Source organism: Streptomyces umbrinus (genome assembly GCF_030817415.1).
Lineage (GTDB): Bacteria > Actinomycetota > Actinomycetes > Streptomycetales > Streptomycetaceae > Streptomyces > Streptomyces umbrinus_A.
Window position 1 is genome coordinate 7,484,061 of record NZ_JAUSZI010000002.1, and the last position, 25,393, is coordinate 7,509,453.

Sequence of the window (25,393 nt, forward strand, 5' to 3'; positions counted from 1 at the left end):
ATCGAACCGTGGGACATGGGTCACTCGGGGTTTGGGGCGGGGTGGAGGGCGTGGAGTGGGGTTGTGTGTCGGGTGCGGGTGGGTGGGGGCTTGTCGCGCAGTTCCCCGCGCCCCTGAGAAGCGGGGCTGCGCCCCTGCTTCTCAGGCCGAAGAGCCGCTTACGCGTGCCGCAGCGCGAACCACAGCTCCATGCGTACGTCCGGGTCGTCCAGGTCCGTGGAAAGCAGGGTCGCGCAGCGGGCGATGCGTTGGCGGACCGTGTTGCGGTGGACGGAGAGGGCTACCGCCGTGCGGTCCCAGCTGCCGTGGAGGGAGAGCCAGGTGCGGAGGGTCTCCGTGAGGGCCGGGTTCGCGGCGATGGGGGCCAGCACCGTACGGGCGTGAGCCGCGGCCTCGGACGGCGGGACCAGGTCGGCGAGGCCCGGGTGTTCGCCGTGGCGGACCAGACGGGCCCGGGTCGCTCTCGCACGGGACAGGGCACGGCCCGCCTGTGTGTCCGCGGACGCCCACTCCTGCGGGCCGACCGGGGCGCTGGCGCCGCATGTCCAGCCCGGTTGAGCGGCGAGTTCACGGTGGCCCGCGGGCACGAGGACCCGTACGACGTCACCGTCCACATCCACCAGTGCCGAACCGAGCGCCGCCCCCAGCGCGGACGCGGTGACGGCGTCCGGCGCCGGACCGTCCGGCCGTGCGTGCACCACCACCCAGCGCTCACCCCCGCCCAGCAGCGGCGCGACCTCATCCGGAGCGGCGCCGAGGAGCAGCCGTACCAGGGCCGAGGAGCGCGCGGCACCCGTGCTGCTCTGGTGCTCGCCGGTGAGGAGGGAGAGGAGTACCGCGCCCACGGACGCGATCGTGTGGTCGCCGGGATCGCGGCGCGGGGCGGCCACGCCCAGCACGAAGCCCTGCCCGGTGCCGAGGGCGTACGCCGCGAGGTGGACCCCTGCGGCGGTGTCACTCGCGGAGGAGGGAGAGGGGGAAGGGCTGGGGCCGGCCGTCGAGCTGCCGTCGGAACCGGATCTGCCCCCTGCCCCAGAACCGCCCCCTGTCCCGGAACCGTCCTCGGTGGCCGGCCGCACCACCGCCACCAGCCCGGCCAGCGCCTCGCTCACCTCCGCACCCGGGCTCGGTCCCGCACCCGCGCCGGCGCCCGGGCTCGGGCCCCCACCCGCGCCGACACCCGGGCTCAGGCCCGCGCCCGCGCCCGCGCGCAAGCCCCCGCCCGCACCCGCCGCACCCGGCATCCGCCCCGCCGAAGCCACCTCCCCGCCGTCCGGGGCGTACAGCGCGGCCCGGCCGCCCACCCGCTGGGCGAGCTGGCGCAGGACCGACGGGACCGGGTCCGGGCGGGCCGCGGCGGCGGCCAGGCTCTGCTGGGCCTCCGTGACGCGGCGGAGTTCGGTGTGGCGGGCCTGGGCCATGAGCTGCCAGACCGCCCGGGCCACGCCGGAGAAGGTCGTGCGGGGCGGGACCTCCACGAGGGGCAGCCCGTAGTCGTCGCAGGCCACGACGAGGGCGCGCGGGACCGTGTCGTGCACCGGGGCCACGCCGAAGCCGAGGGCGGCGCCGCCCGCCTCGACGATCCGGGAGACGTAGTCGTCGAAGTAGGTGCCCGAGCCCGCCGCCTCCGGCACGTGCACTCCTGCCGTGAGCAGCAGCTCGCCGCCGAGCAGATACGGGTACGGGTCCGCCATCTCCGAGGTGTGCGCCCAGTGGATCACCGTGGCCGAATCCTGGGGTCCCGCGATCTGCCGCAGGCCGAGGTCCTCCCGGGCCAGCAGTGCGGCGAGAGGGACGGGAGGTGTGGGTGGGACGGCAGGGGCGGGGCCTGGAACGGCAGGGTCCGGCATGGTGGACGTTTCCTCCATCGGATCCGGTGACTGTGGATGAAACGTACACTTCTTCGTTGCTTTCCGGCCACCTAGGGTCGTCCCCACCGGAGGCCGCGGGTACGGGCGGATGTCCCCGCGAACCGGCCACACGAACACGTCAAGCGAACACGTCAAGCGAACACGCCATGCGAAGTCGCCATGCGGACACGTGAGCCGTCAGTCACCGGCGAAGCCCCATCACCCACACGCACGACACGCCACCGAACGCGCGAAGAGGAGCCCCCAATGGCCGTCGACTACACAGTGATCGTCGTCTATCTGGTCGGCATGCTGGCCATGGGCTGGTGGGGCATGCGCCGCGCCAAGTCCAAGAGCGAGTTCCTGGTCGCCGGGCGGCGGCTCGGCCCGACGATGTACTCCGGCACCATGGCCGCGATCGTCCTCGGCGGCGCGTCCACCATCGGCGGCGTCGGCCTCGGCTACCAGTACGGGCTCTCCGGTGCCTGGATGGTCTTCACCATCGGTCTCGGTCTCCTCGCCCTCTCCGTCTTCTTCTCGGCCCGCATCGCCCGGCTGAAGGTCTACACCGTCTCCGAGATGCTGGATCTCCGGTACGGCGGCCGGGCCGGTGTCATCTCCGGCGTCGTCATGTGGGCGTACACCCTCATGCTCGCGGTCACGTCGACCATCGCGTACGCCACGATCTTCGACGTCCTCTTCGACATGAACCGTACGGTCGCGATCATCCTCGGCGGTTCGATCGTCGTCGCGTACTCGACGCTCGGCGGCATGTGGTCGATCACCCTCACCGACATGGTGCAGTTCGTCGTCAAGACCATCGGTGTGCTGCTGCTCCTGCTCCCGATCGCCGTCGTCAAGGCCGGCGGGTTCAGCGAGATGAAGGCGCAGTTGCCCACCGAGTACTTCGACCCGCTGGGCATCGGGGGCGAGACGATCTTCACGTACGTGCTGATCTACACGTTCGGCATGCTGATCGGGCAGGACATCTGGCAGCGCGTGTTCACCGCGCGCAGCGACACGACGGCCAGGTGGGGTGGCACGGTCGCGGGCACGTACTGCCTGGTCTACGCGCTCGCCGGTGCCGTCATCGGCACGGCGGCCAAGGTCCTCTACCCGAAGCTGGGCAGCCCGGACGACGCCTTCGCGACCATCGTGAAGGACGAACTGCCCATCGGTGTGCGGGGGTTGGTCCTCGCCGCCGCCCTCGCCGCCGTGATGTCGACGTCCTCCGGGGCCCTCATCGCCTGCGCGACCGTCGCCAACAACGACATCTGGTCGCGGCTGCGCGGAGCCGTCACCACCGCCTCCGACAGCACCGCCTCCGACACCACCGCCTCCGACACCACCGCCTCCGACGAGGAGCGCGACGAGGTCAGGGGCAACCGCGCCTTCATCCTCATCATGGGCGTCGCGGTGATCTGTACGGCGATCGCGCTCAACAACGTCATCGAGGCCCTGACCGTCGCGTACAACCTGCTCGTCGGCGGTCTCCTCGTGCCCATCCTCGGCGGTCTGCTCTGGAAGCGCGGCACCGCCCAGGGCGCCCTCGCCGCCGTCGTGGTCGGCGGCCTCGCGGTGATCGGCCTGATGGCGTCCTACGGAATCCTCGCCAACGAACCCATCTACTACGGGCTCCTCTCCTCCCTGGCCGTCTACGTGATCGTCTCGCTGGCCACCCCGGCGACCGACGCGGCGGTCCTCGCCGCCTGGCGCGAGCGGCTCGCGGGCCGCGCCTCCGAACCCGTGTCCGAATCGGTTCCGGCTCACCAGTAGAGTCGGAGAAGCAGCACATACGCGATGAAGCGTGTGAATCGCAGGAAAGAAGGCATTACCCCCATGAGCAGTTACGAGACGCCCCGCGGCCCCGTCGACTCGTCCCGCGTGCCACGGTTCGCGGGACCGGCGACCTTCGCCCGGCTGCCCCGGCTCGACGAGGTCGGCACCACCGACGTCGCCGTCGTCGGTGTGCCGTTCGACGCGGGCGTCTCGTACCGGCCCGGAGCCCGCTTCGGCGGCAACGCGATCCGCGAGGCTAGCCGGCTCCTGCGCCCGTACAACCCGGCCCAGGACGCCTCGCCCTTCGCCCTCGCCCAGGTCGCGGACGCCGGCGACATCGCCGCGAACCCGTTCAACATCAACGAGGCCGTCGAGACCATCGAGGGCGCCGCCGACGAACTCCTCGGCACCGGCGCCCGGTTGATGACCCTCGGCGGCGACCACACCATCGCGCTGCCGCTGCTGCGCTCGGTCGCCAAGAAGCACGGCCCGGTCGCGCTGCTCCACTTCGACGCGCACCTCGACACCTGGGACACGTACTTCGGCGCCGAGTACACCCACGGCACCCCGTTCCGCCGGGCCGTCGAGGAGGGGATCCTGGACACGGAGGCCCTCTCCCACGTCGGCACGCGCGGCCCGCTCTACGGCCGGCAGGACCTCACCGACGACGAGAAGCTCGGCTTCGGCATCGTCACCTCCGCCGACATCTACCGGCGCGGCGCCGACGAGGTCGCCGACCAGCTTCGCCGGCGCATCGGCGACCGCCCGCTCTACATCTCCATCGACATCGACTGCCTCGACCCGGCCCACGCGCCCGGCACCGGCACCCCCGAGGCCGGCGGCATGACCTCGCGCGAACTCCTGGAGATCCTGCGCGGCCTGGCCTCCTGCCACCTGGTCTCCGCCGACGTCGTCGAGGTCGCGCCCGCGTACGATCACGCCGAGATCACCTCCGTCGCCGCGTCCCACACGGCGTACGAACTCACCACCATCATGTCCCGCCAGATCGCGCAGGCCCGTGAGAAGAACGCGCAGGCGCCCGAGGAGACCGACGCCAAGTGACCCACGACCACGACCTGGTGCTCCGCCCGACCGTCGCGCAGACGGAGGCCGCACTCAACCCGCCCCCCGGACGCAACGGCGGAGACCTGGTCGTGGAGACCCTCACCGGTCTCGGCGCGACCACCGTCTTCGGCCTGCCCGGCCAGCACGCGCTCGGCATGTTCGACGCGCTGCGCCGCTCCGACCTCGCCTACATCGGCCTGCGGGTCGAGAACAACGCCGGGTTCGCGGCCGACGCGTACGGCCGGATCACCGGCGAGGCCGCCCCGCTGCTCCTGTCGACCGGCCCCGGCGCGCTGACCTCGCTGGCCGCGCTCCAGGAGGCGGCGGCCGCGAGCGCCCCCGTCCTCGCCGTCAGCAGCCAGATCCCCAGCGCGGGACTCGGCGGCGGACGGCACGGCTATCTGCACGAACTCCCGGACCAGCAGGCCTCGTTCAGGGGCGTCGTGAAGTCCGTCCACACGGTCCGTACGCAGTCGCAGATCCCCTCCGCGATCGCCGAGGCCTGGGAATCGGCGCTCACCGCCCCGCACGGCCCGGTCTGGGTCGAGATCCCGCAGGACGTGCTGCTCGCCGAGACGTCACTGCCCGTCGTCACGGCCGCGGACGCCGCGCCCCACGACCTCCCGCCCCGCCCCGAACTGACCGCCGTGGCCGCCGACCTGCTCTCGAAGGCGGCCCGCCCCGCGATCATCGCGGGCGGCGGAGTCGTACGGTCCGACGCGTCCGGCAAGCTGCGGCAGCTCGCCGAGCGGCTGAACGCGCCCGTCGTCACCACCTTCGGCGGCAAGGGCGCCTTCCCCTGGAACCACCCGCTCTCCCTCCAGTCCTGGCTGGAGGACCGGCACACCACGGACTTCCTGGAGGACGCCGACGTCCTGCTCGTCGTCGGCTCGGGCCTCGGCGAACTCTCCTCGAACTACTACACGTTCAAGCCCCGCGGCCGCGTCATCCAGATCGAGGCCGACCTCGGCAAACTGGAGTCCAACCACCCGGCCCTCGGCATCCACGCGGACGCCCGCCTCGCCCTGTCGGCGCTCCTCGAAACCGTGCCCGTACGGGAGGACGCGGACGCCGCGGACCGCGTACGGACCGTCCTCGACCTCGTCCGCGAGCGCATCGACGCCCAGGAACTCACCCTGGAACAAAGGGTGTTGGCCGCCGTACGCGAGGCCCTGCCCGACCGGTCGGCCAGCTTCTGGGACATGACGATCCTCGCCTACTGGGCCTGGTCCGCCTTCGATGCCCGCCGGCCGAACACCATGCACTCCGCCCAGGGCGCGGGCGGCCTCGGCTACGCCTTCCCGGCGGCCATCGGCGGCGCGGTCGCCGACCCGACCCACCCCGTCCTCGCGGTCTCCGGCGACGGCGGCGCGCTGTACTCCATCGCCGAACTCGCCACCGCCAGGCAGCACAACCTCGACGTGACCTGGCTCATCGTCGACGACGGCGGCTACGGCATCCTGCGCGAGTACATGACCGACGCCTTCGGCCAGGCCACGGCGACGGAACTGTCCCGCCCCGACTACGTGGCGCTCGCCGAGTCCTTCGGCGTCCCCGGCGTACGGACCACCCCGGACACCCTCGCCGACGACCTCGCCAAGTCCCTTGCCACGCCCGGCCCTTCGGTGGTCGTGCTGCCGGCGCTGCTGCGGATGTTCGCGCCTACGCACCTGGGCTGAACCGCCCCTGACCCGGAGATCCGGCCCGGACATGACGGTGGGGCGGCACGAGGCCGCCCCACCGTCATGTCCGTGGACCGCTCGCTCAGCGCAGGTACGCGCCGAAGTGCGCCGCCGTGGCGGGCGCGCCGAGGTCACCGGCGCCGAACGCGAACGACGACGTGGTGGTGAGGCCGCTCGCCGTGCCCTTCAGCACCCAGACCGCGCCGTTCTGGGCGTTCTCGGCCGTGGAACCGGCCGCGAGGTCGGAGTGACCGTCGCCGTTGAGGTCCAGGAGAGAGGTGCTCACACCGAACTCGTCGCTGTTCTCGGCGACTCCGGGGACACCGGCGGTGTCCTGATGGAAGGTCTTCGTTCCGGCGCCCGTGGCGCCGGAGGCGCTGCCGGGGACCAGGGCGATCGAGCCGGCGTCGTAGATGTCGCCGATGTCCTCGCCCGGGATGCCGAGCGCGATGTCGGCGTAGCCGTCACCCGTGACGTCCGCGACCGAGACCGACGCGCCGATCTCGTCCTCCTCCTCCTCGACTCCGGGGAACCCGGGGCTGTCCTGGTTGAAGGTCTGGACGCGGTCCGAGGACAGGCCGGTGGCCGAACCGAGAGCGACCTTGACGGTGCCGCTGCCCCAGTCGTTGCCGACCACGACGTCGTCGAAGCCGTCGTTGTCGACGTCCCCGACACCGGTGCCCGTCCTGTTGCCGGCGGCCTCACCGGGGACCCAGCCGCCCTTGAAGCCCGTGCTGCCGCCACCGAGGAGCAGGCGGTTGCCGTAGACGCCGTCGCCCTTGTACTCCCAGACAACGATGTCGTCCTTGCCGTCACCGTTGACGTCACCGGTCTCGGTGGAGGTGTAGGGGCCGCTGATGGAGTCGGCGTCCTCCTCGCAGCCGCCGTTGGTGGCGCAGGAGGCGTCGTCGGCGTCGTAGCCCCACCACAGGGACTTGTCCAGGACGGGCAGGACGGCGGTGGGCGTGCCGGTTCGCGAGATCGGGCCCTTCCACACGGCGGCGGCGCTGCTGGGGGCTTCGTCGCCGAAGGAGGACACCTGCTCGAACAGGGCGAGGTCCGTCTTGCCGTCGCCGTCGAAGTCACCGGTCGTGGGGGACTGGCCGTACCCGGCTATCGCCGTGCCGCCGGTGAGTCCGGAGGCGGAGCCCCACAGGATGACGGAGCCGGCCTTGCCGCCCGAGATCACCAGGTCGCTGAAGCCGTCGCCGTCGAGGTCACCCTTGGTGAAGTTGGTCCCGAAGTGTTCGCTCGCGACGGCGGAGCCGGGAACGCCGCTGGTGGAGCGGCTGATGAGCTTCTTGTTGGAGGCTGAGACGCCACTGGCGGAGCCGTACGTGACGGCTACATAGCCCGCCTTGGCCTTGCTCGAGATCGTGGCGTTGGGGGCTCCCACGACCAGGTCGGCGTAGCCGTCGCCGTTGAAGTCGTCCTGCGCGTCCGCGGACCCGGTGGCCGCCTGCGCCGAGGCCCCGGTGAGGGCCATGGCGCCGAATCCTCCGGCGAGCAGCACCGCGGCTGCCAGGGGTGCGGTGAGCGCGGTACGAGTTCGGCGGTGTGCTCGGGACATACGTAAGCCTTTCGAGTCGGTCGGTTCTGCACGCGGAATGCCGCGTTCAGTCAGTTCGACTCGATCGGAGCGCCCCCGGTTGTACGCCCCAATGTCATGGGTTCGTAACCGAGGGGACAGGTGTGGCGCTGAACTCCCTTTCTGTCACAGGGAGTTCAGCGCGGGTCACCGTCGGTCTACCAGATCGCCTCGACCCACTCGGGGTGGTCGATGAACGGGTTCCGGTTGCCCTGGTAGTTCGAGTAGATGAGCTCGTTGCGGCGCTCTTCGAAGGCGCTGGGCGGGTCCGCCTCGTTCCACTGCTTCAGGACCGAGAGGCGGCCGTGGTAGGGGACGCTGCCGTTGGTGACGGCGTCGTTGGGCTCCAGGTCCTCCCAGGCGTCGTCGCCCTCGTAACGGACGGCCATGTAGAGGATCATGCGGGCCACGTCGCCCTTGACGGCGCTGCGGGGCTCGAAGGAGTTCGAGTCGGTGAGGCTGCCGCCGCTGTTGGTGAAGCTGCTGCCGCCGTTGTCGAAGTCCTTGTTGCCGCGGATGCTGTTGACCTGGACGTCCTCGGGGCGCAGGTGGTGCAGGTCGGTACCGGGGCCGGCCGAGGTGCCGAAGTCGCCGTGCGACTGGGCCCACGTGTGCTCGCGGTTCCAGTTGCCGGTCGCGCCGCCGTTGAGGGTCTTGCTCCGCGAGATGCCGGAGTACAGCAGGACCACGTTGCTGCTGTTGTTCGGGTCCTGGTCGGTGACCTTGAGCGCGTTCCAGACCGCGGAGTACGAGATCGCGGTCTGGTCGCTGATGATCGAGTGCAGTGAGCTCTTGAGGGCCGTGCCGGTCTTGCCGATCGCGCCCGCGTAGTACGTGTCGTCGTACGCGGTGGTCGTCGCCGCGGCGGGGGTCGCGGCTACCGTCGGGAGCGTGAGGCCGACGAGGACGGCGGAAACGCCTACCGCCAGCGCCTTCCAACTGCCTTTGTGCGCAACGGACATGGGGGTGCCCTTTCCCGGGAACGGCACGCGCCGGGACGCGGGATCCAGCTCAACGGGCCCGCGTTCTACGCGTGTTGACACTTCGGTCAATCGGGAGCGTGACATGGACATGGGGTCGCTCGTGTAACCGGGAGGAGGCGTTTGTGTGACGTTCTCGCATACGACGCAACCCCTGGCCGTTGCCGGTCCAGGGGCTGCGAAGAGCGAGGGTTCTCCCCAATCGGGGGAGGGTTTGCCCTAGTTGACGTCCGAGGCGTCCAGACGGTAGAGCGCCTGGGTGTTCTGGGACGTCTGGGAGCCGGCGGCGTCGGAGCCGGTCTCGGAGCTGTCCGAGGTGCCGGAGCCGGAGCCGGAGTCCGAGTCGGCGTCGGAGGAGTCGGTGCCGCCGTACTCGCTCGCCCTCACCACCGTCGCGTGCTCCTGCACCCATGCGGTCACCTCGGAGCCGGCGCTGTCGCCGCCGCCCCTGCCACCGCCGCCTCCGCCCATGCCGCCGCCGAGCACGATGTAGTGCAGCTCGCCCTTCTTCACGAGCTCCTTCAGCTTGGCGAGGGTCATGGCCTTGTCGCTGCCGGACCAGCCCCACATGGAGATGACGGGCTGCTTCGTGCTGACGATCAGCTGGGCCGCGCTCTGCGAACTGGACACCGCCACCAGCCACTTGGCGCCGTCACGGTGCTTCTCCAGGTACGAGGCCATCGCGCTGTCGGCGCCGCCGCCGGGTCCGCCGACCATGGCACCGCCTCCGCCCATGCCGCCGGGCCGGGAGGTGGTGTCGCCGCCCTGCTCGCCGGTGCCCGCGGTGCCGTTCGGCGGGGTGCCGCCCTGCTCCTGGCCGCCTTGCTGCTGGCCGCCGCCCGGGGCCTCGCCGCCCGCCTGCTGACCGCCCTGCTGCCGGCCGCCCGGTGCCTGGCCGCCACCGCCGCCGGGGAAGCCGCCCCGGCCACCGCCGCCACCGCCGCCGGGTCCGCCGCCCATGCCGCCGCCCGTGGTGGGGCCGGCCGTCGGGTTCGTACCGCTCATGCCGCCGCCCGAACCCGCGGTCACCGAGGCCGCGTACGCGGTCGGTCCGGCGAGGGAGGCGGCGACGGCCGCGGTCAGGGCGACGGCGAGCAGCCGTACGCGCCGGCCCGACCGGAAGAGGAGGAGCCCGACGATCGCCAGGACCATCACCACGGCGACGGTCGGCCACAGCCAGGAGTTCCAGTCGGTGGCCCGGCGCAGCAATACGACGGCCCAGATGCCAGTCGCGGCGAACGCGGCGGGCAGGACCCACAGCCACTTCTTGTCGGTCCGGAAGGCGTGCAGGAGCATCAGCCCGCCGCCTCCGCACAGCGCCGCGATGCCGGGGGCGAGAGCGGTCGTGTAGTAGGGGTGCATCGTGCCCTCGGCGAGGCTGAAGGTGAGGTAGTGCAGGGCGGTCCAGCCGCCCCACAGGACCAGTGCGGCCCGCGTCAGATCCGTACGAGGAACGCCGCCGCGCAGCACGAGGCCGCCGACGAGCGCGACGCCGGCGAAGGGGAGCAGCCAGGAGATCTGTCCGCCGAGCACCTCGTTGAACATCCGGCCGATCCCGGCGGTCCCGGAGAAGCCGCCTCCGCCACCGCCTCCACCGCCGCCGTTGCCCTCGCCGCCGAAGACGCGGCCCAGGCCGTTGTAGCCCATGATCAGGTTCCAGGCGGTGCCGTCCGTCGAGCCGCCGATGTACGGCCGGTCGGAGGCGGGCACCAGCGACACGGCCGCAGCCCACCAGAAGCTGGAGACGGCGAGGGCGACCGCGGCGATCGCGAGGTTGCGGAGCCGGCGCAGCAGGCCGCCCTGGGCCGCGTACAGGTAGACCGCGAAGACGGCGGGCAGGGCGATGTACCCCTGGAGCATCTTGGTGTTGAAGGCGAGGCCGAAGCAGACGGCCGAGCCGACGAGGGGGAGCAGCCTGCCGTTGTGGACGGCGCGCAGGGCCAGGGCGGCGCCCGCGACCATCAGGAAGACGAGCAGCGTGTCCGGGTTGTTGTCCCGGTTGATGGCGACGGTGATCGGGGTGAGGGCGAGGACGAGCGCGGCGACAGCCGCGGCGCCGTGTCCCCAGACCCGCTTGACCGACGCGTGCAGGATCCAGATCGTGCCGAGGGCGGAGGCGACCAGCGGCAGCATCATCTGCCAGGTGCCGTACCCGAAGACCCGGCAGGACAGCCCCATCACCATGAGTACGAAGGGGGGCTTGTCGACGGTCATGAAGTTCCCCGCGTCCAGCGACCCGAAGAACCACGCCTTCCAGCTCTGCGTACCGCTGTACACGGCGGCGCTGTAGAAGCTGTTCAGGCTGGACGAGGAGAAGTTCCAGGAGTACAGCACCCCGGCCAGAACCATGATCGCGATCAGCGCGGGAAGCGACCAGCGGGGTGGCTTCCCGGGCCGCGCGCCGGTCTCGGCGGGAGGCGGGGAGGAGGCGGCCCGGTCTGCTGCGGGGGCGGCCTGGGCGGCCTCGGGGGCGTGGGGGTACGGATCGGTGGCAGATGTCACGCGTGCATCGTGCGAAAGCGGTGTGGGCGAGGGCTGTGGTGAACCTGGGGCCCGGCTGTGAGTGGGGGAAGGGGGGCCCATGGAAGCGTATGAACACGTAAAGGGCTGGACGGTCGTAGACGGAGGGAGCTGATCGGCAACAGGGTCGGACGGTCACAGCGGGCGCCGCCCTGTAACAGTTACCGGCGGTTCATACCGGCTGTGCAACAGGAGTGACTGCCGATGAACGCGCTTGCTGCGTACGGCGTTTGACGTGTTGAGATCAACAAGCAATGACGCCGAAAGGGCACCCCGACATGTCGCTCAGCCGCACCCGCTCCCGTACGCTCGCCGCCGTAGGATTCCTGGCCGCCACGGGTCTGTTCCTCACCGCGTGCGGCCCCGAGGACTCCGCCGGCGCGGATGCCTCCTCTCCTGCCGGTGCCTCGGCCTCTCCCAGCTCCTCGGCGACTGCCGGTTCTCCCGCGGCTTCCGGTGGCGCCGACTCCTCCGAGCCGCCGGCCGGTTCGGACGGTACGTTCTCCGGCACGTTGACGTTTCTGGCGCCGGGCAAGCTGCTGGTGGGGGAGCGTGCCTTCTGGGTCGCCGAGGACACGGTGATCCAGGGCGCCGGGATCTGTGGTGACCCCGAGACCGCGGGGGCGGAGAACTGCACCGCCGACCAGTTGGACGACACGGCCAAGGCCGGGAACACCAAGGCCGAGGTGTCGATCGAGAAGGGCATAGCGACCAAGGTCTTCGCCGCGGAGGGCGGGGGCGGCGACTCCTCGGAGGCGCCGGCCGGTTCGGACGGTACGTTCTCCGGCAAGCTGACGTTCCTGGCGCCCGGCAAGCTGCTGGTCGGCGAGCGTGCCTTCTGGGTCGCCGAGGACACGGAGATCCAGGGCGGCGACATCTGCGGTGACCCCGAGACCGCGGAAGCCGAGAAGTGCACCGCAGATGACCTGGACGCCGCCGCCGAGGCAGGCAACCTGACGGTCGAGGTGACGATCAAGAAGGGGATCGCCGAACGGGTCACCCAGAAGTAGCCGCGGCTCTCGCGCGAGCATCGAGGGGATCCGGCAGCCCCTCGCCAGGGCCGCCGGCGCCGACTCGCGTCAGATGCAGGGGTCGAGGTAGTAGATCGGGTCCCAGGGAATGGACACTGAACGGTTGTTCGACTCGATGAGTGTGTAGGGCGAATGATCCTCGTACATCACGCTGGCCCACGAACCGTATTGGTTGTTGGTGACCGCACCCCTGTCATGGAAGTAGTAGAGGGAGCGTGAGGTGCAGTAGTAGAGGATGAAGACGGTGTGCTGACCGTCGCCCTCACCGGCGGCGACGCACAGGTACCCGCGCGGGCAGTGGTTGAGGTGGTAGTTCCGCGTGTCCGTGCTCACATCGTGGAACGCGTACTCCCTGGGCCCGCCGTTCCTGCCGTCGGGCCAGTACTGACTCAGCTCGGGCCAGCGTCGGCTCTCGGCCGCTCCTGCCGGCGGAGCGCTTATCGAGAGCGCCGAAAGCAGGACCATGAACGCGGCGATGGCGGCCAGAAGTCCCTTTCGTGACACACGTGGTGCGCTTGTCATGTGGGCATTTACCTTCCTGTCTCGTGTACTTGACCGTGCGGACGGCCGGACCAGTGCCTTGGGATCCGGACGTCCCGCGCCGGTTCGAGCAGGCGTGGTGTGCATGCGTGCACCCCCGTACTCCGCCCGTTCTGAAGGAGGATGCGCTCCGCACTCGGGTCTGTCGTTACGGAGGCGTGCACAGGTCTTCAGTCAGCGCGCACTGCTGTGCCGTGACGGCGGAACTCGCTTGGCGCGAGGCCGTAGGCGTTACGGAATGTCTGGCTGAAGTGGGCGGGGCTCGTGAAACCCCATTGGGCGGCGATCGCGTGGATCGGGCGGTCGGCCAGCCGGGGGTCGGCGAGGTCGCGTCGGCACTGCTCCAGACGTCGTGCGCGGATGTGGCCGGCGACGGCGTACCCGTCCCGCTGGAACAGCTTGTGCAGGTAGCGCAGGGAGATGTGGTGGGCCGAGGCGATCGCGTCCGGGGTCAGATCCGGGTCGCCGAGGTTGTCCCGGATGAAGGCGTGGATCCGCGCCATGAGCGCACGCTGCCGGGTGGGAGGCGGCACCACTTTCTCCATGTCCAGAGCGTGGGCGAACGCGGCGGTGAGCACGTCGAGGGTGAGGGTGGCCAGCCGCACGGTGTCGGCCTGGCTGAACTCGTGCATCTGCCGGGCCAGTTGCAGCAGGAAGGCCGAGGACAGCGCACCGACGCCCCGGGTGCCCGGGATGCGGACCGCGCACAGATGCCGCAGTTCCCGGGCGGGCAACGGCAGCGACGAACGCGGGAACCGCAGGACCAGCACCTGCCCCGTCGGGCCGCTCGGTACCAGCCGGGTCAGATAGGGATGTGAGCTGTCGCGCAGGACCAGATCGCCGGCGCGCAGCACCGCACGCCGGTCGTCCTGCTCCCCGACCACACGACCGCGTACGGCACAGGTCACGAGGAACGATTCCGGATCGGCCTGGCGGACCAGTCTGGGTGTGCGATGGATCGAATGCGGCGTCGCGGTGAGCAGAGTCGCCTGCACAGGACCGATCCCGTTGAAACCGGCCCGGGCGCGAAACGCGCCTTCCCCGTGCGGTTCGCAGCGTATGTCGAGAGGCACCCACATCCTCGAGCTCATCTCGCGCCAGAAGGCGAATCGCTCTGCCACCGGCACCTCGGCCGTGCTGACCACCTCCATGACCTCAGTGTTGCCGTGGCCGGCCCGGAACAGCACCTCCGAACAAGCCGAACACCCCTTGCCACCTCTGCCGGTGCACCTCACCCCGCGCACCTGGTACGCGTCCTGGTACGTGTCCTCTCCGGGCCCAAAGCCCGCCCAACTCCCCTTCCAGAAACCCGCGTACAACCTCTGGCCGTCCCGGTGAGTCGAGAGAGGCGAGTGCGCCGAGGCGCGCTCGTTCGTACCCGAGGGGATGGAAGTACTCGATGACTCACCGGATATCCCGGCGTACCCGTGTGTTCTGTGCGGGCCTCGGTGCCGGTGTCCTAGTGCCGCTCACCGTGGCCGTGGCACCAGCGGCCGCGGCCGCGACACCGCAGGCGACCTGTACGTCGAACCAGCCGGCCCTGGCCACCAAACTGCAGAAGGACATCACCACGGCCCTCGCGAACCGCGGAGGCACCGTGGCCGTCGGCCTCCACGACCGGAGTACCAACACCACCTGCGCGCTGAGACCGACCCAGGCCTACGACTCGGCCAGCGTCGTCAAGGTGACCGTCCTCGCCACGCTTCTCTGGGACGCCAAGAAGACCAACCGCCTTCTCACCCAGCGGGAGTCCGATCTGGCCACCGCCATGATCACCAAGTCGGACAACGCGGCCACGGCCAAGCTCTGGAACCAGCTCGGCACGACGAAGGTGAAGGGCTTCCTCAGCGCGGCCGGTATGACCCGGACCAAACCGGGGGCGAACGGCTACTGGGGCCTCACCCAGATCACCGTCCAGGACGAGCAGAAGCTCCTCGCGCTGCTCACCGCCAGGAACACGGTTCTGAGCGACAACTCCCGGGCCTACGTGCTCAAGCTCATGGGCAGGGTCGTCTCCTCGCAGCGCTGGGGCACTCCGGCGGGAGCGCCCTCCTCCGTCGCCGTCCATGTGAAGAACGGCTGGCTGTCCCGCTCCACGCACGGCTGGCGGGTCCACAGTGTGGGCACCTTCAAGGGCGCGGGCCACGACTACACGATCTCGGTCCTGACCCACGGCAACAGCACCATGAACTACGGCGTGACGACGATTCAGGCCGTGGCCAAAGCCATCCACAAGGACCTCGTGCCGACCAGAGCGCAGCGTTACACGCCCACGACCGACCCACAGGAAGCCTTCCCGGCGGTGCCCGCTTCATGATCATCTGGCTCAACGGCGCCTTCGGCGTCGGCAAGACCACGACCGCCAGGCAACTCACCACCCTCCTCCCGGACGCCAGGCTCCTGGACGCCGAACAGGTCGGCTACATGCTCTGGCACGTCCTGGGGAAGCCCGCCCGTGACTTCCAGGAGTTCCCGCCGTGGCGCGGTCTTGTGGTGGAGACCGCGCGGCAGGTGCTCGACCACGTGGGCGGCACGCTGGTCGTGCCGCAGACCGTGCTGGAGAAGCCGTACTGGCGTGAGATCCGCACGGGACTGGTCCAAGCGGGCATTCCCTTACGCCACTTCGTCCTGCACGCCGACCACAACACGCTCGTCGAACGCATCCAGAACGACACGGACCCGGAGAGCGTCGGCTCCCGCCGGCGGCGCCTGGACCATCTCCACGACTACGACGAGGCACTGCTCTGGCTGCGCGGGGAGGCCGAGTTGATCGCCACCACCGGCATGCCGCCGGCCACGGTCGCGAAACTCGTCATGACGACGGTCCGGCATCAGGGCGCCTCCGCGATGAGGGAGAACGTTCACCCGGGCTTCCGCAAGAGCTCACCACGGAGTGCTAGCAACCCCCGCTGACCTGCGGAGTTCGGCGAAAAGAAGCGATTTTCCGGTGCAACCCTCACCCCCGGTCCGCTGTCTGAATGGGTGATCGGAAACAACACCTGGCACACCCGTCACAGACCGCACGGACAGCACAGACCGTACGGACCGCACCGGCCGTCCGATCGCCGATCGCGGCGAGGGCGCCGACGACTTCACCGGCGCCCTCGCCGTCGACCACGACTCCGACTCCGTTCAGCACGCACTCCACGAAGGGCCTCTTTCGCATGCGCGTTTTACGAAGCATCGCCGCCACCTCCACCCTCGTCCTGGCTCTGGGAGGAGCCGTACTCGCCGCGCCCGCCGCCCAAGCCGACACGGCGGCCTCCACGGCCACCGTCGAGCGCTATGACGGCGCGATCTGGTACCGGGCCGCCGCCGGACAGGTGAACGACCTCCAGATCTCCACCAAGGCCATCGACGTCGACCCGGACGAGTTCGGCGGCGACTACCTCGTCACCTTCCGGGACAAGTTCGAGATCACCATCACCAGCACGGACGTGTGTACGTACCCGTCGGCGACCGACCACACCGTCGTCGAGTGCGTGGAGCCCGAGCCCCTGGGGTCCGACGACTCGGACATCTACGACGTCGACCTCGGTGACGGCGACGACACCGTGACGGTCGGAGACGACGTCTTCACGCAGGGCACCCTCGACGGCGGCCCGGGCGACGACGTCATCCGTGGCAAGGGCGCGAACGTCCTCCAGGGCGGGGACGGCGACGACCACCTCGAGGGCATCGACGGTGTCTGGGTCAACGGCTCCTTCGGCGAAGCCGGCAACGACACCATCCTCACCGGCTGCGCCTACCACTGCAGCGGCGGTGCCGGGAACGACATCCTCACGGTGACCGGCGAGGACGACCTCGGCTACACCACCCTGTACGGGGACGACGGCGACGACATCGTGCGCGGCAGCTCCGGCAACGACACCCTCTACGGCGGCAGGGGCAACGACACCCTGTACGGCCTGCAGGGCGACGACACGATCTTCGGCAACACCGGCGACGACGTGATCCACGGCGGCGAGGGCAACGACACGCTCTCCGGCGGCGCGGGCAACAACAAGGTCTACCAGGACTGAGGCCCGGGACTTGGCCGGAGCCGCGTGGGCACCGGTGCCCACGCGACTCCGGCTCCCGATCCCCGGCCCTCGACTCCGGCCCTTGGCTCGCCGGAATCCCGGGCTCGCCGGAATCCCGCGGGCTCCCCGGAATCCCGGACTTGCCGGGCTCCCCGTGTCCCTTCTGGGCATTCCGGGGTCCTCAGCCTCCTGGGCCTCCGGCCGCCCACCTTCCCGGCCCCTGGCTCTCTGGCTCGCCGGGCTTCCCGGCTGCCCAGCTTGTGCGGCCCGCCGGGCTCCCCGGAGTCCTCGGTTCCCAGGAATCCTCGGCTTCCCGGCCTTCCTGGCTTCCAGGCCGCCCGGCCCTCGAAATCCCCTAGCTCCACGGAATCTCGGGCTCCCCGGGCCCCTGCATCTCCGGCTTCCCGGCCGCCCGCCCCCCCCGGAACCTCCGGCTCCCCGGAACCTCCGCCCCCGGCCCCGAGCGCTCCCTGGCCAAGCCCACCGTCCCTCCGCCTACCTGGAATTAACGGCCAGTACCCTCCCCCTCAACCCACCTCCGCCTACCGTGACGCCATGCGCCTGAGACCACTCCTCGCCACCGTCACGGCCGCCCTGGCGGCAGCCACCTGCCTCACCGCGGCAGCGCCCGCCAACGCCCAGCGCGGCAACGCCTGTTCGCCCTCCGTCTCCATCGAGAGCTTCTCCGACGCGCTCGACAAGACGACGTACGAGGGCACGTTCGTCGGCAACTTCTCCGCGCTCGCGGTGGACCGCGACGGCCGGATCGCCGCGGTCTCCGACCGGTCCGCACTCTTCACGCTGGACCGGAAGACGCTCCGGCCCGCCGCCGTCGTCCCGCTCGCCGACGAGAGCGGTGCCGCGCTCGACTCCGAGGGCCTGGCCGTGGACCGCGACGGCACCCGACTGGTGTCGTCCGAGACCGAGCCCTCCATACGCCGTTACGCCCGCGACGGCGGCATCCTCGACCGCCTCCCCGTACCGGACGCGCTCAGGGTCGCCCCCGTGGGCCGGGCCACCTCGAACCAGACCTTCGAGGGCCTGACCTTCCTCCCCGGCCGCCACACCCTGCTGGCCGGCATGGAGGGCTCCCTCGCGGGAGACACCACGGGCATCGTCCGCTTCCAGACCTGGGAGCGGCAGCGGGGCCACTTCGCCCTCGACGCGCAGTACGGCTACCGCACCGACACCGGTCTGAACGTCTCCGAGACCACGGCCACCCCCGACGGCCGCCTCCTCGTCCTGGAACGCGGCTTCACCGCGGGCGTCGGCAACACGGTCCGGCTCTACCTGGCCGACCTGCGCCGCGCCACGGACACGTCCGGCATCGACACCCTGAGCGGCCAGAGCGGCGTACGCCTCGCCCGCAAGACCCTGCTCGCCGACCTCGTGAACTGTCCTTCACTAGGCGCCCAGGCCAAGCAGCCCCAGCCCAACCCGCTCCTCGACAACATCGAGGGTCTCGCGGTCACGGGCGGCCGCCACGGCCGGCTGAACCTGCTTCTGGTCAGCGACGACAACCAGAACCCGGTCCAGATCACCCGCTTCTACTCCCTCCGGATCCGCCTCTGACGCTGCCCGGATCACCACCCCGACTACCGCCCCACTACTGCCCCGATTGTTGCGGAGGGATGAAATCCCCTCCCGTCCGCGTTGGTGCCTTCCGGACGATCAGAACGACTGGACGGATGGAAGGCACTCGTGGCGACACAGCGGGGATGGGCACGACGGCTGGCCGGGTACGCCTGGCGGTACCCGAAGGACGTCGTGCTCGCGCTGGGCGCCTCGCTCGGCGGCATGGCCGTCATGGCCCTGGTCCCGCTGGTCACCAAGGTGATCATCGACGACGTCGTCGGGGACCACACCCGGGGCATGGCCCCCTGGGCCGCAGCGCTCATCGGCGCCGGAGTCGTCGTCTACGTACTCACCTACATCCGCCGCTACTACGGCGGCCGCCTCGCGCTCGACGTCCAGCACGACCTGCGCACGGACATGTACGAGACGATCACCCGCCTCGACGGCCGTCGCCAGGACGAGCTGTCGACCGGCCAGGTCGTGGGCCGCGCGACCAGCGACCTCCAGCTCATCCAGGGACTGCTGTTCATGCTCCCGATGACGGTCGGGAACGTACTGCTCTTCCTGATCTCCCTCGTGATCATGGCCTGGCTGTCGCTGCCGCTCACCCTGGTCGCCCTCGCCGTCGCCCCGGCCCTGTGGGTCATCGCCAAGCGCAGCCGCTCCAAGCTCCACCCCGCCACCTGGTACGCCCAGGCGCAGGCGGCCGCCGTTGCCGGTGTCGTGGACGGCGCGGTCAGCGGCGTACGCGTGGTCAAGGGCTTCGGCCAGGAGGACCAGGAGACCGGCAAGCTCCGCGAGATCGGCCGCAAGCTCTTCGCGGGCCGGCTGCGCACGATCCGGCTGAACTCCAGGTACACCCCGGCGCTCCAGGCGGTCCCGGCCCTCGGCCAGGTGGCCATGCTGGCTCTCGGCGGCTGGCTGGCGGTCAAGGGGCAGATCACCCTCGGCACCTTCGTGGCCTTCTCCGCCTACCTCGCCCAGCTGGTCGGACCCGTCCGCATGCTCGCGATGGTCCTCACGGTCGGCCAGCAGGCCCGGGCCGGCGCCGAGCGCGTCCTGGAGCTGATCGACACCCGGCCGTCGATCAAGGACGGCACGAAACCGCTGCCCGCCTACGCCCCCGCGACCGTCGAGTTCGACGACGTGTCCTTCGCCTACGAGGACAGCCGCCCGGTCCTGGACGGCCTCTCGTTCGAGATCCGCGCGGGCGAGACCCTCGCGGTCGTCGGCTCCTCCGGTTCCGGCAAGTCCACGGTCTCCCTCCTGCTGCCCCGCTTCTACGACGTGACCAGGGGCGCGGTCCTCATCGGCGGCCACGACGTGCGCGAGCTGACCGTCGACTCGCTGCGGGCCGCGATCGGGCTCGTCCCCGAGGACTCCTTCCTCTTCTCCGACACCGTCCGCGCCAACATCGCGTACGGCCGTCCCGAGGCCACCCGGGAGGAGATCGAGAAGGCGGCCCGGGCCGCCCAGGCGGACCGCTTCATCGCCGCGCTGCCCGAGGGCTACGACACCAAGGTCGGCGAGCACGGCCTCACCCTCTCCGGCGGCCAGCGCCAGCGTGTGGCACTGGCCCGCGCGATCCTCACCGACCCCCGTCTGCTGGTCCTGGACGACGCGACCTCGGCCGTGGACGCCCGTGTGGAGCACGAGATCCACGAGGCCCTCAAGCAGGTCATGGCGGACCGCACCACGCTCCTCATCGCCCACCGCCGCTCCACCCTGAACCTCGCCGACCGCATCGCGGTCCTCGACGAGGGCCGCCTCGCCGACATCGGCACGCACCGCGAGCTGACGGAACGGTCACCGCTCTACCGGCGCCTGCTCACCGACCCGGACGAGCTGGGCGGCGTCTCGCCCGGTCACGCCCGGCCGGCCTGTCCGCAGGAGGACACCTCCGTACGGGAGGAGCTGGACGCCGAGTTCGACGCCGAGCGGGGCGTCACCCCACACCTGTGGACGGGTGACCGCGAGCCCAAGGACACCGCCCTCGACGGATCGCCCGCGACCCCCGAACTCCTCGCCCAGGTCGACGCGCTGCCCCCGGCCACCGACATTCCCGAGATCGACGAGGCACGCGCGGTCACGCCGGAGGAGTCGTACGGCCTGAGGCGTCTGCTGCGCGGCTTCGGGCTCCCCCTCCTCGTGAGTCTCGGCCTGGTCGCCGTGGACGCGGGCATGGGTCTGCTCCTGCCGGTCCTGATCCGGCACGGCATCGACCAGGGCGTCTCCGAGGTCGCCCTCGGCGCCGTCTGGGCCGCGTCCGCCCTCGCCCTGGTGACCGTCGTCGTCCAGTGGGTGGCGCAGACCGGCGAGATCCGCATGACCGGACGCACGGGCGAACGCGTCCTGTACTCGCTGCGTCTGAAGATCTTCGCCCAGCTCCAGCGCCTCGGACTCGACTACTACGAACGCGAGTTGACCGGCCGGATCATGACCCGGATGACGACGGACGTGGACGCGCTGTCCACGTTCCTCCAGACGGGCCTGGTCACGGCGTTCGTCTCGGTCGTCACCTTCTTCGGCATCATGGTCGCCCTGCTGGTGATCGACGTGGGTCTGGCAGTGGTCGTCTTCCTGACGCTGCCGCCGCTGATCATCGGTACGTTCTTCTTCCGCAGGGCCAGCGTGAAGGCGTACGAACTCGCCCGTGAGCGCGTGTCCGTGGTGAACGCGGACCTCCAGGAGTCGGTGTCCGGGCTGCGGATCCTCCAGGCGTTCCGCCGCGAGGGCGCGGGCGGTGAGCGGTTCGCGGAGCGCAGCGACAGCTACCGCCAGGCGCGTATCCGCGGCCAGTGGCTCATCTCGATCTACTTCCCGTTCGTGCAGCTGCTGTCGGCGGTCGCGGCGGCAGCGGTCCTGATCGTGGGCGCGGGCCGGGTCGACGCGGGCACCCTCACCACGGGTGCGCTGGTGGCGTACCTCCTCTACATCGACCTGTTCTTCGCCCCCGTGCAGCAGCTCTCGCAGGTCTTCGACGGATACCAGCAGGCGACCGTCTCGCTCGGCCGGATCCAGGAACTGCTCCAGGAGCCCACGTCGACGAAGGCCGCCGACGAGCCGCTCGAAGTGCTGTCCCTGCGGGGCGAGATCGTCTTCGAGGACGTGGACTTCGCGTACGGCTCCGCCGACGAAGCAGAAGAGGCCCTCAGCGAGGTCTCGTTGAGCATCCCGGCCGGGCAGACCGTCGCGTTCGTCGGCGAGACGGGCGCCGGGAAGTCGACCCTCGTCAAGCTCGTGGCCCGCTTCTACGACCCGACCGGCGGCCGGGTCACGGTCGACGGCACCGATCTGCGCTCCCTCGACATCACGTCGTACCGCCACCGTCTGGGCGTCGTCCCGCAGGAGGCGTACCTGTTCCTGGGCACGGTCCGGGACGCCATCGCGTACGGCCGTCCGGACGCGAGCGACGCCGAGGTGGAGGCGGCGGCCCGCACGGTCGGCGCGCACGACATGATCGCCACGCTGGACGGCGGCTACCTCCACGAGGTCGCCGAACGCGGCCGCAACCTCTCCGCCGGGCAACGGCAGCTGATCGCGCTGGCCCGCGCGGAACTCGTCGACCCGGACATCCTGCTCCTCGACGAGGCCACCGCCGCCCTCGACCTGGCCACCGAGGCCCAGGTCAACCAGGCCACCGACCGCATCGCGGGCCGCCGCACCACACTGGTGGTCGCCCACCGCCTGACCACGGCCGCCCGCGCGGACCGCGTCGTGGTCGTGGCCGACGGCCGCGTCGCGGAGGACGGCACACACGACGAACTGCTCGCACGGGGCGGCCGGTACGCGGAGCTGTGGCGGACGTTCGTGGGGGAGCCCGACCAGGACGAGGTCGCGACCGTCAGTACGTCGAAGTGACGCAGTAGCCCCTTCCGCTGTCCCTCTCCGCGGGCGCGGAAGGGCTCCGTCGGCCGGACGACGCAACCATCCGCCGTACGTCATGCGTCCGTACATCAGTACGCCGATTGCTGCGGGCCGTGGAAGGGACACCAGTGGACATGGGCGTGATACGCCGACGTCTGGCGCTCGGCACCGCTCTGGTGACCGCGTCGGGGCTGCTGGCGCTCGCGGGCCCCGGCGTGGGCGAGGCGTCGGCGGCGAGCCCGTGCCCCGGCCGGAAGGTGCGCACGGTGACCTTCTCCACCGGGTACGTGCAGGTCTACAAGAAGCGCGGCTACGTCTGCGCGGTGACCCGTCCCAAGAAGGTGGGCGCCCGCAAGTACATGATGGTGAGCGTGCGGGCGTGGGGGAACCAGGCGGTCCCCAACGACGGGATGTTCAAGAGGTACGCGGGCCCGGTGAAGGTGCACGCCGGCAACCGCTGCGTGTGGATCAAGGGCGCCGTCGGCTCGGGCTCGGTGAGCACGGGCTGGATTCTCTGCTGACCGGATTCTCCGCCGAGCGGACTCTCCCGGCCGAGTTGCGCGATCTTCGTACCATCCTGTCCGTAATGCACCCAACATCCCCTGGTGCGACAGCAGTTGCTCCGCTAGGTTCCGGCGGACATCTGCGTATTCAGGGGAGAACGCATGCGCAAGACGCTCAGATGGCTGTTGTCGCTCGTGGTGCTGATAGGCACCGTGAGCACGGCCGGGGCGGCCACCGCCGCCCAGCCGGACGCCACCGGCACGAAGGTCGTCACCGACGACGCCGCGGACATCAAGGACCGGCTCCTCGCGATCCCGGGCATGAGCCTGATCGAGGAGAAGCCCTACACGGGCTACCGCTTCTTCGTCCTCAACTACACCCAGCCCGTCGACCACCGGAAGCCGTCCAAGGGCACCTTCCAGCAGCGGATCACCGTGCTGCACAAGGACACGGCCCGCCCGACGGTCTTCTACACCGGCGGCTACAACGTCTCCACGACCCCGAGTCGCCGCGAGCCGACCCAGATCGTGGACGGCAACCAGGTCTCGATGGAGTACCGCTACTTCACTCCGTCCCGGCCCGCGCCGGCCGACTGGACCAAGCTGGACATCTGGCAGGCCGCCAGCGACCAGCACCGCATCTTCAAGGCCCTCAAGCCGATCTACGACAAGAAGTGGGTCTCCACCGGCGGCTCGAAGGGCGGCATGACCGCCACCTACTTCGAGCGCTTCTACCCGCGTGACATGGACGGCGTCGTCGCGTACGTCGCCCCCAACGACGTGGTGAACAAGGAGGACTCGGCGTACGACCGGTTCTTCGCGAAGGTCGGCACCAAGGAGTGCCGCACCCGGCTGAACGCGGTGCAGCGCGAGGCACTCGTCCGCCGTACTGCACTGGAGAAGAAGTACAAGGAGGTGGCCGCCGCCGAGGGCTACACCTTCAACACCGTCGGCAGCCTGGACAAGGCCTACGAGGCGGTCGTCCTCGACTACGTCTGGGGCTTCTGGCAGTACAGCACCCTCGCCGACTGCGAGTCGATCCCGGCGGACGCGAAGAACGCGACCGACGAGGAGATCTGGACGTCGGTCGACACGATCTCCGGCTTCTCCTTCTACACGGACCAGGGCCTGGAGCCGTACACGCCGTACTACTACCAGGCGGGTACGCAGCTCGGCGCGCCGACCATCGGCTTCCCGCACATCGAGAAGAAGCTGATCCGGTACGGCTACCAGCCGCCGCGGAACTTCGTGCCGCGCGACATCTCCATGAAGTTCCAGCCCGGCGCCATGCACGACGTCGACGCCTGGGTGAAGCGCAACGCGAACCAGATGCTGTTCGTGTACGGCCAGAACGACCCGTGGGGCGCCGAGCCGTTCCACCTCGGGAAGGGCGCGCGTGACTCGTACGTCTTCACGGCCCCCGGCATGAACCACGGCGCCAACGTCGCGGGTCTCGTCGCCGACCAGAAGGCCCTCGCCACGGCCCGGATCCTGGAGTGGGCGGGCGTCGCCTCCGCCGCGGTCCAGGCGAACCCGGACAAGGCGAAGCCGCTGGCCAAGTACGACTCGAAGCTCGACAAGCGCAAGGCGGAGCGTCAGCTCAGGCCGTAACCGGCCGACGCCGCAATCGCTTTGCCGCGCCCGTTCGGTGGAGTCCCCGGGGAAACCCCGGGGCTACACCGGGCGGGCGCAGCCCACCGGCTTCGGCCCGCCCAGCTGGACGTACAGCGCCGTCGAGGGCGGGCAGCCGGTGCGCTTCTCCACCGCCGCGGTCACCTTGAACTCCGGCGCCTTCTTGCCCGTGCTGTCGCACGACGTCTCACGGACCTCGCCCTCGCCCGCGCTGTAGACACAGTCGCCCACGATGGTGCGGGGGCCACCGCCGCCGCCCGGGTCGCCCGGATGCGGGGCCTCAAGATTGCGCATACAGGCGTAGCCCTGCGGGACCGCGCCGTCGCCGTCCTCGTCGGCCGAGGGCTTCTGTTCGCTGATGTGCAGTACGAAGTCCGTGGTGGCGGGGCAGGGCGGCCCCTCGCCGACTTTCCCGTCGTGCCGCGCGACCACCCGGGCCGCCGCCTTCTCGCTGGTGCACGGCACCTCGGTGAACGACTCGCGCCCGAACGAACTGCACTCGTCGATCGCGAGGAACACCACCCCGTATCCCGAGGCCCGCGTCGGAGCCGGAGTCGCCTCGTCCAGCCTGCGCTCCTCGGTCCCGGACGACTGCTGGCATCCCGTGAGCGTCGCCGCCACCAGTATCAGCAGCCCGCACACCATCCCCGTACGACGTGCTCCCACGCCCCGTCCATCGCGCATGGCACTCCCCCCGATCCCCCCGCCCAGCGTGACCCGTCGTGGCGGGCCCCGCCAGGCGTACGGGGTGCTTTGCGT

Annotated in this window: 18 protein-coding genes; 11 read left to right on the forward strand and 7 right to left on the reverse strand. The window is 70.5% G+C overall.

The window, feature by feature from the left end; genetic code table 11:
- Positions 1-158: 158 nt before the first annotated feature.
- On the reverse strand, positions 159-1,868 hold the full coding sequence (locus QF035_RS33150) for a PucR family transcriptional regulator (protein WP_307524084.1): 1,710 nt from the start codon (positions 1,866-1,868) through the stop codon (positions 159-161).
- Positions 1,869-2,117: 249 nt separating this feature from the next.
- On the opposite strand from QF035_RS33150, the gene QF035_RS33155 reads away from it, so the two are divergent.
- The 3 genes from QF035_RS33155 (at position 2,118) to QF035_RS33165 (ending at position 6,373) form a co-directional block, all read left to right on the forward strand.
- Positions 2,118-3,626: a sodium:solute symporter gene (locus tag QF035_RS33155; protein WP_307524086.1), complete on the forward strand. Its 1,509-nt coding sequence runs from the start codon at positions 2,118-2,120 to the stop codon at positions 3,624-3,626.
- 63 nt (positions 3,627-3,689) lie between these two features.
- Positions 3,690-4,691 (forward strand): agmatinase, encoded by a 1,002-nt coding sequence (speB, locus tag QF035_RS33160; RefSeq protein ID WP_307524088.1) that lies wholly within the window; start codon positions 3,690-3,692, stop codon positions 4,689-4,691.
- Positions 4,688-6,373 (forward strand): thiamine pyrophosphate-binding protein, encoded by a 1,686-nt coding sequence (locus tag QF035_RS33165; protein ID WP_307524089.1) that lies wholly within the window; start codon positions 4,688-4,690, stop codon positions 6,371-6,373. Before speB ends, QF035_RS33165 begins: the two co-directional genes overlap by 4 nt.
- Before the next feature lie 85 nt (positions 6,374-6,458).
- On the opposite strand, the gene QF035_RS33170 is transcribed toward QF035_RS33165, so the two are convergent.
- The 3 genes from QF035_RS33170 to QF035_RS33180 all read right to left on the reverse strand — a co-directional run bounded on the left by QF035_RS33170 (position 6,459) and on the right by QF035_RS33180 (position 11,446).
- Positions 6,459-7,946 carry an FG-GAP-like repeat-containing protein gene (locus tag QF035_RS33170; protein WP_307524091.1) on the reverse strand — a complete coding sequence of 496 codons (1,488 nt, stop codon included), beginning with the start codon at positions 7,944-7,946 and terminating at the stop codon, positions 6,459-6,461.
- A 176-nt stretch (positions 7,947-8,122) separates the two neighbouring features.
- Positions 8,123-8,926 (reverse strand): endonuclease I family protein, encoded by an 804-nt coding sequence (locus QF035_RS33175; protein WP_055616271.1) that lies wholly within the window; start codon positions 8,924-8,926, stop codon positions 8,123-8,125.
- A gap of 237 nt (positions 8,927-9,163) precedes the next feature.
- Entirely contained in the window at positions 9,164-11,446 is a 2,283-nt protein-coding gene (locus QF035_RS33180; RefSeq protein WP_307524093.1) for an ArnT family glycosyltransferase, read from the reverse strand.
- Positions 11,447-11,718: 272 nt separating this feature from the next.
- Between QF035_RS33180 and QF035_RS33185 the strand changes: the two genes are divergently transcribed.
- Positions 11,719-12,474, forward strand: coding sequence for a hypothetical protein (locus QF035_RS33185; protein WP_307524094.1), 756 nt, complete (start codon positions 11,719-11,721; stop codon positions 12,472-12,474).
- 69 nt (positions 12,475-12,543) lie between these two features.
- Here the strand turns inward: QF035_RS33185 and QF035_RS33190 are convergent, their stop codons facing one another.
- Together QF035_RS33190 and QF035_RS33195 are read right to left on the reverse strand one after the other, a co-directional pair.
- Positions 12,544-13,017: a hypothetical protein gene (locus QF035_RS33190; RefSeq protein WP_307524096.1), complete on the reverse strand. Its 474-nt coding sequence runs from the start codon at positions 13,015-13,017 to the stop codon at positions 12,544-12,546.
- Between the two features lie 188 nt (positions 13,018-13,205).
- A complete protein-coding gene (locus tag QF035_RS33195) occupies positions 13,206-14,186 on the reverse strand; it encodes an AraC-like ligand-binding domain-containing protein (protein ID WP_307524098.1) in 981 nt (326 codons plus the stop codon).
- A gap of 248 nt (positions 14,187-14,434) precedes the next feature.
- On the opposite strand from QF035_RS33195, the gene QF035_RS33200 reads away from it, so the two are divergent.
- The 7 genes from QF035_RS33200 to QF035_RS33230 all read left to right on the forward strand — a co-directional run bounded on the left by QF035_RS33200 (position 14,435) and on the right by QF035_RS33230 (position 24,613).
- On the forward strand, positions 14,435-15,352 hold the full coding sequence (locus QF035_RS33200; protein ID WP_307524100.1) for a serine hydrolase: 918 nt from the start codon (positions 14,435-14,437) through the stop codon (positions 15,350-15,352).
- The gene (locus tag QF035_RS33205) at positions 15,349-15,948 is read left to right on the forward strand and encodes an AAA family ATPase (RefSeq protein WP_307524102.1); all 600 of its coding nucleotides are present in this window, start codon (positions 15,349-15,351) and stop codon (positions 15,946-15,948) included. The genes QF035_RS33200 and QF035_RS33205 overlap by 4 nt, the downstream gene beginning before the upstream one ends.
- 251 nt (positions 15,949-16,199) lie before the next feature.
- Complete coding sequence (locus QF035_RS33210; RefSeq protein ID WP_307524104.1) at positions 16,200-17,057, forward strand: calcium-binding protein; 858 nt, start codon at positions 16,200-16,202, stop codon at positions 17,055-17,057.
- A gap of 555 nt (positions 17,058-17,612) precedes the next feature.
- A complete protein-coding gene (locus QF035_RS33215; protein WP_307524106.1) occupies positions 17,613-18,629 on the forward strand; it encodes an esterase-like activity of phytase family protein in 1,017 nt (338 codons plus the stop codon).
- Positions 18,630-18,758: 129 nt separating this feature from the next.
- On the forward strand, positions 18,759-22,493 hold the full coding sequence (locus QF035_RS33220) for an ABC transporter ATP-binding protein (RefSeq protein WP_307524108.1): 3,735 nt from the start codon (positions 18,759-18,761) through the stop codon (positions 22,491-22,493).
- A gap of 134 nt (positions 22,494-22,627) precedes the next feature.
- Positions 22,628-23,020, forward strand: coding sequence for a hypothetical protein (locus QF035_RS33225; protein ID WP_307531623.1), 393 nt, complete (start codon positions 22,628-22,630; stop codon positions 23,018-23,020).
- A 144-nt stretch (positions 23,021-23,164) separates the two neighbouring features.
- The gene (locus QF035_RS33230; protein WP_307524110.1) at positions 23,165-24,613 is read left to right on the forward strand and encodes a S28 family serine protease; all 1,449 of its coding nucleotides are present in this window, start codon (positions 23,165-23,167) and stop codon (positions 24,611-24,613) included.
- A 63-nt stretch (positions 24,614-24,676) separates the two neighbouring features.
- Here the strand turns inward: QF035_RS33230 and QF035_RS33235 are convergent, their stop codons facing one another.
- The gene (locus QF035_RS33235) at positions 24,677-25,318 is read right to left on the reverse strand and encodes a hypothetical protein (RefSeq protein ID WP_307524112.1); all 642 of its coding nucleotides are present in this window, start codon (positions 25,316-25,318) and stop codon (positions 24,677-24,679) included.
- Between the last annotated feature and the right edge of the window lie 75 nt (positions 25,319-25,393).

Bases quoted from the DNA above. Each gene is read 5' to 3' on its own strand.
- QF035_RS33210 (WP_307524104.1), top strand. From the start codon at position 16,200: ATGCGCGTTTTACGAAGCATCGCCGCCACCTCCACCCTCGTCCTGGCT.
- QF035_RS33155 (WP_307524086.1), top strand. From the start codon at position 2,118: ATGGCCGTCGACTACACAGTGATCGTCGTCTATCTGGTCGGCATGCTG.
- QF035_RS33215 (WP_307524106.1), top strand. From the start codon at position 17,613: ATGCGCCTGAGACCACTCCTCGCCACCGTCACGGCCGCCCTGGCGGCA.
- QF035_RS33170 (WP_307524091.1), bottom strand. From the start codon at position 7,946: ATGTCCCGAGCACACCGCCGAACTCGTACCGCGCTCACCGCACCCCTG.
- QF035_RS33200 (WP_307524100.1), top strand. From the start codon at position 14,435: ATGACTCACCGGATATCCCGGCGTACCCGTGTGTTCTGTGCGGGCCTC.
- QF035_RS33185 (WP_307524094.1), top strand. From the start codon at position 11,719: ATGACGCCGAAAGGGCACCCCGACATGTCGCTCAGCCGCACCCGCTCC.
- QF035_RS33195 (WP_307524098.1), bottom strand. From the start codon at position 14,186: ATGGAGGTGGTCAGCACGGCCGAGGTGCCGGTGGCAGAGCGATTCGCC.
- QF035_RS33235 (WP_307524112.1), bottom strand. From the start codon at position 25,318: ATGCGCGATGGACGGGGCGTGGGAGCACGTCGTACGGGGATGGTGTGC.
- QF035_RS33205 (WP_307524102.1), top strand. From the start codon at position 15,349: ATGATCATCTGGCTCAACGGCGCCTTCGGCGTCGGCAAGACCACGACC.
- QF035_RS33150 (WP_307524084.1), bottom strand. From the start codon at position 1,868: ATGGAGGAAACGTCCACCATGCCGGACCCTGCCGTTCCAGGCCCCGCC.
- QF035_RS33190 (WP_307524096.1), bottom strand. From the start codon at position 13,017: ATGACAAGCGCACCACGTGTGTCACGAAAGGGACTTCTGGCCGCCATC.
- QF035_RS33230 (WP_307524110.1), top strand. From the start codon at position 23,165: ATGCGCAAGACGCTCAGATGGCTGTTGTCGCTCGTGGTGCTGATAGGC.
- speB (WP_307524088.1), top strand. From the start codon at position 3,690: ATGAGCAGTTACGAGACGCCCCGCGGCCCCGTCGACTCGTCCCGCGTG.
- QF035_RS33175 (WP_055616271.1), bottom strand. From the start codon at position 8,926: ATGTCCGTTGCGCACAAAGGCAGTTGGAAGGCGCTGGCGGTAGGCGTT.